The 11,830-nt window shown below is 37.0% G+C and carries 11 protein-coding genes and 1 pseudogene; 2 read left to right on the forward strand and 10 right to left on the reverse strand.

The genetic code is table 11. The features are described from left to right. Window positions 1-300: 300 nt before the first annotated feature. The 3 genes from HQN86_RS26620 to HQN86_RS26630 are packed head-to-tail and all read right to left on the reverse strand — an operon-like array spanning window position 301 to window position 3,824. On the reverse strand, window positions 301-2,463 hold the full coding sequence (locus HQN86_RS26620; protein ID WP_172663857.1) for a S46 family peptidase: 2,163 nt from the start codon (window positions 2,461-2,463) through the stop codon (window positions 301-303). A 47-nt stretch (window positions 2,464-2,510) separates the two neighbouring features. After that, window positions 2,511-3,302 carry a PhzF family phenazine biosynthesis protein gene (locus tag HQN86_RS26625; protein ID WP_172663858.1) on the reverse strand — a complete coding sequence of 264 codons (792 nt, stop codon included), beginning with the start codon at window positions 3,300-3,302 and terminating at the stop codon, window positions 2,511-2,513. 15 nt (window positions 3,303-3,317) lie between these two features. Beyond that, entirely contained in the window at window positions 3,318-3,824 is a 507-nt protein-coding gene (locus tag HQN86_RS26630) for a GNAT family N-acetyltransferase (protein WP_172663859.1), read from the reverse strand. 95 nt (window positions 3,825-3,919) lie between these two features. On the opposite strand from HQN86_RS26630, the gene HQN86_RS26635 reads away from it, so the two are divergent. Next, window positions 3,920-5,359, forward strand: a complete 1,440-nt coding sequence (locus HQN86_RS26635) for an aminotransferase-like domain-containing protein (protein ID WP_172663860.1) — start codon at window positions 3,920-3,922, stop codon at window positions 5,357-5,359. Between the two features lie 8 nt (window positions 5,360-5,367). Here the strand turns inward: HQN86_RS26635 and HQN86_RS26640 are convergent, their stop codons facing one another. From HQN86_RS26640 to HQN86_RS26670, 7 genes are all read right to left on the reverse strand, one after another. Then, complete coding sequence (locus tag HQN86_RS26640; RefSeq protein ID WP_172663861.1) at window positions 5,368-6,135, reverse strand: LytR/AlgR family response regulator transcription factor; 768 nt, start codon at window positions 6,133-6,135, stop codon at window positions 5,368-5,370. After that, window positions 6,116-7,219, reverse strand: a complete 1,104-nt coding sequence (locus tag HQN86_RS26645; protein WP_246269748.1) for a sensor histidine kinase — start codon at window positions 7,217-7,219, stop codon at window positions 6,116-6,118. Before HQN86_RS26645 ends, HQN86_RS26640 begins: the two co-directional genes overlap by 20 nt. Before the next feature lie 31 nt (window positions 7,220-7,250). Then, entirely contained in the window at window positions 7,251-8,234 is a 984-nt protein-coding gene (locus tag HQN86_RS26650; protein ID WP_172663863.1) for an NAD-dependent epimerase/dehydratase family protein, read from the reverse strand. Window positions 8,235-8,248: 14 nt separating this feature from the next. Beyond that, window positions 8,249-9,043, reverse strand: a complete 795-nt coding sequence (locus HQN86_RS26655; RefSeq protein ID WP_172663864.1) for an SDR family NAD(P)-dependent oxidoreductase — start codon at window positions 9,041-9,043, stop codon at window positions 8,249-8,251. Continuing rightward, a complete protein-coding gene (locus tag HQN86_RS26660) occupies window positions 9,030-9,503 on the reverse strand; it encodes a hypothetical protein (protein ID WP_172663865.1) in 474 nt (157 codons plus the stop codon). Before HQN86_RS26660 ends, HQN86_RS26655 begins: the two co-directional genes overlap by 14 nt. A gap of 97 nt (window positions 9,504-9,600) precedes the next feature. Beyond that, a complete protein-coding gene (locus HQN86_RS26665) occupies window positions 9,601-10,395 on the reverse strand; it encodes a ThuA domain-containing protein (protein WP_172663866.1) in 795 nt (264 codons plus the stop codon). A 162-nt stretch (window positions 10,396-10,557) separates the two neighbouring features. Then, window positions 10,558-10,740, reverse strand: coding sequence for a hypothetical protein (locus HQN86_RS26670; RefSeq protein ID WP_172663867.1), 183 nt, complete (start codon window positions 10,738-10,740; stop codon window positions 10,558-10,560). A gap of 562 nt (window positions 10,741-11,302) precedes the next feature. Here HQN86_RS26670 and HQN86_RS26940 point away from each other — a divergent pair. Then, a pseudogene (locus HQN86_RS26940) lies at window positions 11,303-11,691 on the forward strand (DUF6266 family protein). The last annotated feature ends 139 nt before the right edge of the window (window positions 11,692-11,830 follow it).

Below are 11,830 nucleotides of genomic sequence, written 5' to 3' on the forward strand. Positions count from 1 at the left end.
GTGCAATGCTAAAGATATAAAACTCATTCCATAAAAAACAGCATTATTTATGTTACTAAACCCTTATAGCAAACCAATAAACCGCAATTAAAAAAGGGACGGTTTGCAAATGCAAACCGTCCCTTTTTTAATATCAACAATAGCAGATTGTTTTTAAAGCTACCGTCATCTCGACGTGAAGAGAGATAGCGAACTTGTCTGTGAGAGATCCTGAGCTAAACTCAGGATGACGATCGATTCAGATAAAACTCCTTCCTTTCTGCTCCTTCCTATCCTCTTTTCCAGAAAAAATGATTCCTCTTATTTTTTCAAATCTAATTCCTCAATCAAATTCTTAGCACCGCCGAGCACATCAATACACCATAACACATAGCGTACATCCACACATATGGTACGTTTAAACTGTTTATCAAAAGCGATATCACCGCTCATGGCTTCCCAGTTACCATCAAATGCTAAACCGATCAGTTCACCATTACCATTAATAACCGGCGACCCCGAATTACCTCCGGTGATGTCATTATTGGTAATAAAACCAACGGTTAAAGTTCCGTCATTACCATACTGACCAAAGTTCCTTTTATTATAGTTTTCGATCAGGTTGGCTGGCAAATCAAACTCACTGTCGCCAGGAATATATTTTTGCATAACACCATCAATGGTAGTTGTTGTCTTATAAACAATACCATCTTTTGGAGAATAGTCCTGCACATTACCATAGCTAAGGCGCATCGTTGAATTTGCATCAGGATACATTATTTTCCCTGCATTTTTCTCTAAAATCGCTTTCAGATATAGGTTGTCCAGTTCCTCCTTTTTACTTTCAAAATCAGCAACTATCGACCCAAAGTTGGCCTTAACATAGTCTGCAGGATAAAGATTTACTGCATACTTATACCCAGGATCATTTTTAATGGCATCAAGAGAAGGATTAGAAGCCATAAATGCCTTTAATTTCTCTGGCTTAATAAAATTACTATTCTCCCAAAGGTAATCTGCATACTTTTGGAAAGTAGCTTCCGGATTTCCTGCCCAGTATTTCTCAGCAATTTCGCTAAAGAACTTAGGCTGTGATTTTACGGGAACATCATTATAAAAAGACGCAAGAATTTGTGCAAAAATCTTCCTGTCTGCAATTTCATTATATGTTTCCTGATAAGTTCCAATAGCTTTATCAACACCTCCCTTTACCTGAGTTGCAAAAGCATCATCACCTTTCTTTTGATCCATTGCATTCCATGCTCTGCCAATTGAAATGGCATTTGGAACCCATGCAGATGCTAAGAAACCCTCATTAATGTAAGTACGTTGAACAGATATCGGATCAATACTTTTATAGATCTGGTCATACTGCTCCATTAAACCGGCAAATTCAGTTTTCTGAGCAGCCCATTCAGTAAATGCCTTTTCCTCTTTTCTTTTAGATTCAGAAACTTTTAAGCGCTTTAACTGCTCAGTCTGGCCGATATAATATTTCCAATAATTTGCAATATTGGCATATTTAGATGACAACTTTAAGCGTGTTTCAACACTTTTATCCATTTCTGCTTTCCATGCTTTCAAACGAATATCACGAAGCTTAACGATGGTAGGACTTACTTTTTCAGTAGCCAGATCAACTCCATAAGAAGTTAAGTACCTATCTGTACGACCAGGATATCCATAAACAATTGAAAAATCACCATTCTTTACCCCTTTAATAGATACCGGCAAGAATTTCTTTGGTTTAAAAGGAACATTTTCTGCTGAATATTTTGCAGGAGCATTATTTTTAGCAGCATATACTCTGAAAACAGAAAAGTCTCCTGTTTGGCGAGGCCATTCCCAATTGTCAGTATCACCACCATATTTACCAATATTTTGTGGCGGTGCACCTACTAAACGGACATCATCAAAACGTTCATAAACAAAAAGGATGAACTGATTAGATTTATAAAAATCCTTTACATTAGCTTCTATTGTTGGGCCAGTAACAGCCGCTTTTGAAATGGTATTAAATACCTCAAGCATTTTAGCAGCTTTCTCTGCTCCTTTTAAGCCTTTTGTTGCTTCGTTAACCTGAGGGGTTACATCTTCCATCCTTTGAAGAAAACGGACAAACAAACCATCAATTGGTTTCTCTTCACCATAGTTTTTGGCGTAAAACCCGTTATCAAGGATATTGTTTTGAGCGGTTGAATTCGATGCAATGGCATCATAACCACAGTGGTGATTGGTAAAGATCAAACCTTTATCAGATACGATCTCACCTGTACAGAAACCACCAAAATGAACAATGGCGTCCTTTAAACTCGATCCATTTGCATTATACAGGTCTTTTGCAGTCAATTTAAAGCCCTGTTTTTTCATTTGCTCATAGTTTTTACCTATCAGCATAGGGATCCACATCCCTTCATCTGCTTTTACTGTGTTTACAAAGGAAAATACCATTGCACACAACAGCAGATATACTGTTTTCTTCATGATGAAATAATTAGTTAGTTATGCTGTAAAGTTAATGAATAACTGGGTTAATCTATAAAGAAAAAACCCGCTGAGTAAGTTTTAGCCGTTCCGCTAATCAATACCCTATCCCCTGCATTTGTACATTGAAGCTTCCCTATTCTGTCTGACAACTGCAGGGCACTCATCTCTGTTTTCGCCAATTTTTCTGCCCAATAAGGAATTAATGAACAATGCGCTGATCCGGTAACCGGATCTTCAAATATACTTGCATGAGGAACGAAGAAACGGGATACAAAGTCTACCTTATCACCTTTTGCGGTTATAATAATACCACCTGGCTCAAGATTTATTTGATTCAGAATCTCTCTGTCGGGCACCAAATCTCTAATGTCTTGCTCATTATCATAAACCAGCATGTAGTCTCTTGACTTAAGTACTTCTTTGGGTTGTTTATTTAAGGATTTAGAAATGATTTCGGGCAACACTGCCGGCTCGGGCTTTCTTGATGGGAAATTTAAAGTGTACTGCTCATCAACTATCTTAACCTCTAATGGTCCGCTTTTAGAATTAAAGATAATCTTGTCGTTCGGATAATTTAGTAGCGTTTTTAAAACATGGGCAGTAGCCAGAGTTGCATGACCACACAAATCCATCTCATGCTCTGGGGTAAACCACCTTAAACTGAAAGCCTCTCCCTCTGGCACAAAAAAGGCAGTTTCAGGAACGGCATTTTCATTAGTAATCTTTAAAAGGAGGCTATCTGGTAGCCACGATTCAAGAGGAACCACACATGCAGGATTACCACCAAAAAGCTGGTCAGTAAATGCATCGATCTGATAAAGTTCTATTTTTTTCATCTTCTATGTTTAGATTTACAATTTAATTTCGAACAGGTTAAGGCTCCCACCCCTGTAGTGAACCGGCAGTTCCTCTTCAAACCCTATTAGTGTAACTCCCTTATCAGCAAAGCCACAGTTAAAATAATAATTATTCAACTTGTCGTTACCACTGGTAGTATCCATTCTTATAAATTCCTTACCGGTCTCTTTTGCATGACCTTTGGCCCATTCTATAATTTGCTTCACAAAAGAACTACCCCTAAAAGCCGGATTGGTTGCAATGCGATGAATGTAAATAGATGGATCTGCATTTCTTTCTTTCCAGATTAGCGGGTCATCATAATTGATCACAAAAACACAGGCTATTTCACCATCCGCCATAATCTTGTACTGCCTCTTTTCATCAATCTCTTTTTTAACAAGCGATCTTTCAAAGCCTTTCCAATAATTAATGGTTTGTTTCTTTTGATACTCAGTAGCATCATCATAAATTTTAAAAATAGAATCTAAGTCTTCCTGGGTGCTATGTAAAATGGTCATATCGGTACTGTTAAAATAATAACACAAAATTCAACAATATAATTACACCAACACAGATACAATTTTATTAAATTTGACCAATACAGTTTTAAACTATGGAATTAAAGCAAGCCCCCAGATCAGAGCCATACTTATATCTTCAAATTGCTGCCCGCATCGAAAAGCAAATTATGAATGAGGTGTTAAAAGCAGGTGATAAGCTTCCATCCGTAAGAATGCTCTGCAGAGAACTAGGCCATAATATGAGTACCGTTACACAGGCTTATTATGAATTGGAGAGCAGATCGCTTATTGAAACCAGACCAAGATCAGGGTATTATGTTTGCGTACCTCCTAAAAAACGTTTAGCCGTACCCGAAACAAGTAAACCTTCGTCCGGATCTGTTCTGCATAGTCAGGACGATCTTATTACCCGTGTTCATCAAGACAGTGCAAACCCAAAAATAACACTGCTTTCGTTAGGTGTGCCTCATAAAAGCCTTCTCCCTATCGCAAAATTAAACAAGGGGATGATACAAGCCATGAGAACACTCGATGGCAGCGGTACAGCTTACGACCAGGTACAAGGAAATGACAAGCTTAGAAGAGAGGTTGCCAAATGGTCTCTTTCATGGGGTGGCGATCTGGATGATACAGACATTATAACAACCGCAGGTTGTATTAACGCTGTTGCTTACTGTTTACTGGCCACAACAAAACCAGGAGATACGGTAGCAATTGAAAGCCCTGCTTATTTTGGCATCCTTCAGCTCACCCAAACCATGGGGCTAAATGTTCTCGAACTCCCTACAAATGCAACTACAGGCATAGAACTTGAAGCTTTAAAAAAAGCGCTAACGACAAACAAAATCAAGGTTTGCCTATTGGTTAGCAACTTTAATAACCCTTGCGGCTCTTCTATGCCTGCCGAGCATAAAAAAGAGGTAGTTAAATTACTGGAGCACTATAATGTACCTTTAATTGAAGACGATCTTTATGGCGATCTTTATTTTGGAGCCAACAGGCCAACCACCTGCAAAACATACGACGAAAGTGGATTAGTGCTTTATTGTAATTCTGTATCTAAAACACTTGCGCCCGGCTATAGAGTAGGCTGGGTTGCCCCAGGAAAGTTTAAAGACAAGGTGATGAAGTTAAAATCGAGTCACGCACTTTCGTCTACCACAATCACATCAGAAGTTGTTGCAGATTTTCTAAAGAATGGACGTTACGAGAATCATTTAAGAAAAATACGCCAGATACTTTATAACAACAGCCTGAAGTATAGCAGCGCTATAGCCAATTATTTCCCCGAAAACACACGGGTAAGCAGACCTGATGGAGGATATTTCTTATGGGTAGAGCTGAATAAAGATGTTAGTACACTTGATTTGTATGAACGTGCAATAAAACACAACGTAAGTATTGCTCCAGGCCGAATGTTTAGTTTAAAACAACAATTCGACAATTGCTTAAGGTTAGGCTTTAGTCTTCAATGGAGCGACGAAGTGGAAAAGAAAATTAAGCTGTTGGGGATGCTGGTTAATAGGGGCTAAATCGAATACTACGACGAAATGGTTTGTCCTTCAAGCCAGGCCTTAAAACCGTTTACCCTTTCCCTGCTTATAATGGCCTCAACCTCAACAGCGGGCGACAACTGCAAAATAAACCTGCTATTATAATAGGTAGTAATTTTTTTTATCGCATCAATATGAATAATTAGTTTCCTGTTGATTCTGAAAAACAGGTTCTTATCAAGTAATTTCTCAATCTGATCTAAAGAATAATCCAATGGAATCTTTTGATCAGTCATTGTAGTGGCCCAGGTTAACCCATCAGCAAAGTAAATATGGGCAATATCCTTAGCTTTCACATAAATAAGCTGATTGTTAATTTTACCTATAAAACGTGTATTCTCCCGCTTGGAAAACTCTTCTGCAATTTTAGAAATGTTAACCCCGGAATTTGCCGGAAGCTTAAAATATTCATACTTCTCCATTGCCCGCTTAAGGTCTTTTACATCAATTGGTTTCATCAAATAATCAACACTATAAACCTTAAATGCCTGCAATGCAAAACTGTCGTACGCCGTTGTAAAAATAATAGGGATTTGAACATCCCTCCTTTCAAAAAGTTCAAAGCAATTACCATCCGATAATTGTATATCCATAAATATCAGATCAGCAGTATTAGCCTGATCATCCAGCCATTTAACACCGTCTTCAACAGACTCAATAATAGCCACCACATCAATCACGGGCAAACATTTTTGCAGAAGTTGAATCAACCTTTCGGCATTATGCCTCTCATCCTCAAATATTATAATCTTCATAACTATGTATTATTGGTACGCGTACTGTAAATGTATTATCTGTTTCGGTTATGGTAATTCTTTTATCACTTGTTAGCTCGTACCTTTTACTGATATTATCCAAACCAACACCAATAGAATTCTGGACACTTGCACGTTTTCTCAGATCGTTTGCAATAATAAGATACTCACCTTCGTCTTTTATACAAATGCGTAGCGGGTCATTGGCCGAAAAGCGATTATGTTTTACTGCATTTTCGACCAGCATTTGCAAAGTTGCCGGCGGTACCATACCTGTACATTTTACCTCTTCACTAATGTTTATATGGAATTCTATGCTGCTCTGATGCCTTATCCTGATCAGGAAAGAATAAGATTCTAAAAATTCCAGTTCTGTTTTAATGGTTACCAGATTTTCAAATTTCTTATCCAGTATATACCTGTAACTCTTAGCCAATTGTGTAATATACTCGGCCGATAAATCTGGACTTTTATATACCAGATTTGTAAGCACACTTAGTGAGTTAAAGAAAAAATGAGGATCTATCTGACTTTTCAACACATCGTACTTAGCCTGGATATTCTCGCGCATTAACCGTTCTGCATTCAGCTGCGATTCCTTCCAGTTCTTGTAATAAAGAACCACACCATTGTAAGCAAGTATTAAAAGGTAGAAAATGAAAGTACCAAAATTCAAATCATAGCTAAAAGCCACAAAATGATTCCAGGCTTCATATTGCTTAAATAATACAATATCGAATACAGAATAGCATAACCCAAACAAATAAGCTACAAGCAGACCATATAACAAAAGGCTAATGCATAAAAGCAACAGCTTAGACGAAACACTTTTATTAAAAATATTCCTATCTATATATTTCGATAGCCTGGCTGCTCCCTCCCATGAAAATAAGCCGAAAATGATATACAGCAAACTAAAAGCCTGCCCTCTTAATAAGAATGAACCAACTTCGTGCGGAAACGTAAGGTCAAAAGATTTAAATATCAGGCTAAAAACATACAGCACCAATACCCTTAAACCGTATTTAAAATATTTATTCTGAAAAATCTGTTCAACTTTGGCCGGATTCATCCTTATCAGCATTATTAAAAAACCAATCAACATAGTAGTAAGCTCAACAGTAATTATTTTCTTTGAACCATGTTAATGCACTACCTATGGCCTTATCTATCGGGGTGTATTTTACCAGTAGTTCCCGTTCAGATTTTTTGCCCGAATAGTAGTTATATAAACACAGCATATAGGCCGAAGAATACGTCAGCTTACCCGATGTTTTGCTAAATACTCCAACCAATGTACCCATTATTCCTATCATTTTTAAAACGAATTGAGGTATGCGTACCATGGCAGGATCCTGTCCAGCTACCTCATTCAGTAATTTAAAGAACTCTTTATAAGTTAAATTCTCCCCAGCCAGCAAGTAACAATCACCTATTTTACCTATCTCCAATGCATTAGCAATACCTGTGCATACATCATTAATGTGTACAAAATTTTTACCCCCTGGCGGATAAAAAACCAACCGTTTGTTTATACCATGCAGTATGATTTTACCAGAACTGGGTTTTACGTCAAATTGCCCGATCATAAATGTTGGGTTTACAATTATTGCCTGAAGGTTTTTACGTTCAACCTGTTCCAAAACATATTGCTGAGCAATGTATTTACTGTTGATATACCCTGAATTTACATGTAACAGTGTAAAGGAGTTCAATTCATTAGCCGGCTTAATTTTATTACCTGGCCCTATAGTGTTTGCAGTACTAATGTGGATTAGCTTTTTCACATTATGTTCCAGGCAAGCATTAACTACATTTATAGTGCCTCTAACATTAATTAATTCGTACTCTTTAAAAGTTACGGCCCATTGTTGGGTTATAGACGCCGTATGCACTACATAATCGCAGCCCTTTACAGCCATAGATACTTCATCCTGATTACTGATATCACCATGATAGATTTCGCATGGCACATCAGAAATTACATTAGCATCTGAGGTACCTCTCATCATCAGCTTAACCTCATAACCTCGCCTGAACAATTCACGAGCGACATTTGAGCCTAAAAAGCCATTACCACCGGTTATTAAAACTTTCATTATTCTTTTGGATATTATTTAATTGCAATTTCTTTTTTGACTGCGCGCGATACGATTCTAAGTTTCATCTCCATAGGTAAAATCCCCATTAGCCTATGATTTATCTTATTCCATAAACCCGGAATTATTACCGCTTTTTTAAGTATGGTTTGTTTTAGCGCAATACGAACAATCTCGGCCGTAGTTAACAAACCAATCCGTCCTTTTGAACCCTGCCCCATTATCCTTATGGACACCCCTGAATTTGTCATTATCGGCCCCGGATAAACCACACTAACCGACAAATTGGTGTCGTGCAGTTCCTCTCTTAACCCCAATGAAAATGAAGAAATAAACGCTTTTGAGGCTGGATATACAGTTTTATAAGCTATTGGCGTAAAAGCAGCCATACTAGAGATATTCATGATATGGCTTTTCTGGTGTTTTAACAAATGAGGCAATAGCATTTGAGTGATAGAAACCATACTTCTGATGTTAACCTGCAAAATTCTATCCATAGCTTCTAAGGAGCTTTCTGTTATAGAAGCCGTACCACCAATGCCCGCGTTATTAATTAAAAAGTCGACCTCAAAATTTTCTATAATGTAATTCAACCTTTCTATGAGCAATATGCTATCGGTTATATCAAATTCAAACACTTTAGCCTCTATTTGATATTCAAGCGCGAGGTTTTCGGCAATCGAGGTCATATTGCTTCCAGGAAGGGCAACCATAATAATATTCATTCCCATAGCCGCACACTGAATAGAAAATTCTTTTCCTAACCCTGAACTGGCACCGGTAATTAATGTATATCTAATGTTTTTCATAGGTGTGTTTTTTATTTATTATGCAGTCAAAACTTCTAATAAATTGTTTAATGTTTACGCATAAAAATTCCTGCTCTATATAATTATTAAGCCCTATGTACTCCTGCTCATTTGCAGGCGAGATCGTTTTTCCGATAATATATTCAAGGAGAAGCATATTGATTTCGTCCAGCTCATCCGTTACCACATAGCCAGATAATAGCCTTAACAACCGGCTAATCATTAGCAATTCTGTCCATGAACTTTCAAAGCCCTCAGAAACAGTCAGATTTTTATAAATTGCTTTTTCAATATTTTCTAAAAAATCTACCAGTAGATTAGAAACGCTGGTATCATTGAGTTCATAATCAACTATTACCACTGTTATTCTGCGCACAGTTTTGTGCAATGAAATCAAATCCGAAGTATCGCCAAGTATCCTGACACTTACTCTATTTTCAAAAAGACATCCTGTTAACATATCACTATTAGCTTATTTCTTATACAAAGCTGTAGATCTGTTAATCAGGAAAAGACAAATAGTTGATGAAGCGTAGATATTTCGGTTTGAATTGTACTTATTTACTGCCGAGCCAAATTAAGCTGTTAAGGACCAGTTTATTTTGAACTTCGTTATCAAACGTAAATGATAGATCCTTGTTATGAGGTGTATGTTCATAATCAATATCGTTATGCCCCATATTCATATATACCATTTTATAGTTCTTATTTGTCCACGCTACAGGATAATAACCACTATGCCATATCTCGTAAGGTTTAGGCCCTGTACCCAGAGGAAAGCTGCTGCTGTCAATTGACAATAGTATTTTAATATTTGGGTTCTTTGTAAGGTCATTTGTCCATTTATACCACTCATTTGGGGCTGAGTTGAATGTATCAGGTAAGTTTTTTGTGGTAGGATGCTTTTTATCTTCGACCCGAAGAACAGCTGACGTTGGTCGCCAGGTATTGCTTCCATAAGATCCGGAGCCTAGAAATTCATTATGGTACCAATCCCAGTTTTGTGGAAAGTCTGACGGAGTTAATGCAAAGGCCGAAAAGTGAAAGCCCATCCACGCCCCTCCGTGTTTCATATAATTTTCAAATGCTTGTCGCTCCGCTGGTTTATCAGGCCGTGTATCTAAAAAAATAACCACCTGGTATTTTGAAAGAAAGCTTGCATTAAGATTGTCCCAGTTATTGGTTGAATCATAAGTGAAATTACGCTCCTCTGCCATTCTTGGGAACCATTTATTGGCTTCATGAACAAAGCTTATGTGAGCCTGATCATTTTTACCGGTATAAAATGCAATTACTTTAAATTTACGATGCTTGTTTTGAGCATTAGCTGCCAAAAAAAGAAAACAAAACATGCTACATATTAGCACGTATTTTAACAAGACTTGGGTAAGTAAAAAGGAATGTATTCGATTCACAGTCTGGAGGCGTTTGTTCTTACCTTAATTGAAAAGAACTTAGCTTGTAAATCCAAATTACTAATTTTAATTACAAATAACTATTAGCGGATTATATCCCTAATTGCTTTCTTCTATTTTCTCGAAGAACTGTTTTAATTCATCGAAAAATATTAGTGTTTTAAGTCGCTCTTCAGTTTCAACCTGAACAGCTGCATGACCTGCCCATCCACTGTACAACTTATCTAGCATCTCATGTATTTCTTCAAAAGAATGTTCACTCAAAAACTCTTTTGTAGTCATTTGTAATTTTTCTGATTCTGTAATTTCTAAAGACATTATATAGCTCCTCCTAATAATTTACTGATCCCAATTGTAACTTATTCGTTGTAATAACGTAAAAAAAAAGAGAAATGGTATAGCTAAATGTCATTTGATTGAAATTTAACTATTAGCCCAAAATGGCTGTTATCTAAAAGCAAAAATTTAAATCATCTGTAAATCATGATGTTAAATTACTAATTCCAGTATAAGATAAATTCTTGTTGACAGGGCAATGCTAGGGCTATTTCCCTATTAAGTCCCTAGCAACGCCCTACAAAAACATCCCAAACCACCTAATAGTTAACCACTTAAAGCAATATTATATTTATCTTTATTTAACTCTGGGATATTTCTAAGCGTCCCTGCAACTAAACTTAATCAAATATAAAAAAATGGGTAAACTTAAAAACGGCATCCTTGGGGGTGTATCGGAAAAAGTAGGTACCGTAACATGCTATGACCTTAATGGCCAATAAATTATAAGGTCCAACGGAGAAACAACAATCCACCAACAATCAAACAACTTAACAATCGCCAGCAAATGAAAGTCATAAATGAGTTCTTTTCTGGAATGAAACAACTTCTTAAAACAGGTTTTGGCCCTGAAGCCAGGGGCACGACTAAAAATTATCAGAATCTGGCTATTGAATATAACAAACCAAATGCTTTAAAGGGTTATTTTCCTGATGTGGAAATCGACTATTCAAAATCATAATTAGCACAGGAGATCTATCACTGGCATTTAACCCTACAGTGGAAATGGTAGCTGAAGGATTAAAATTTAATTGGGATGTACAACATAACATCCCGCAGGAAAACTCTGATCGTGTAATGCTTTTGGCTTATGCCCCAAACAGTAAGGAAATGAGCTTTAATAATACTGGTGCACAAAGAATAAAAGGATGCGATATCTTAAAAGTCATACCGTAAATGAGAAATGAACCGCTTGGGGTATACATGTCCTTTGTATCTGATGATAGGCTAAGTGCCTCGAACAGCCAATATTTGGGTTCGATAACGGCATTATAGTGCATAATACATTGTTTAAACAAAAAAGGCTCCTAAATTG

This window comes from Pedobacter panaciterrae (assembly GCF_013204795.1).
Lineage (GTDB): Bacteria > Bacteroidota > Bacteroidia > Sphingobacteriales > Sphingobacteriaceae > Pedobacter > Pedobacter panaciterrae.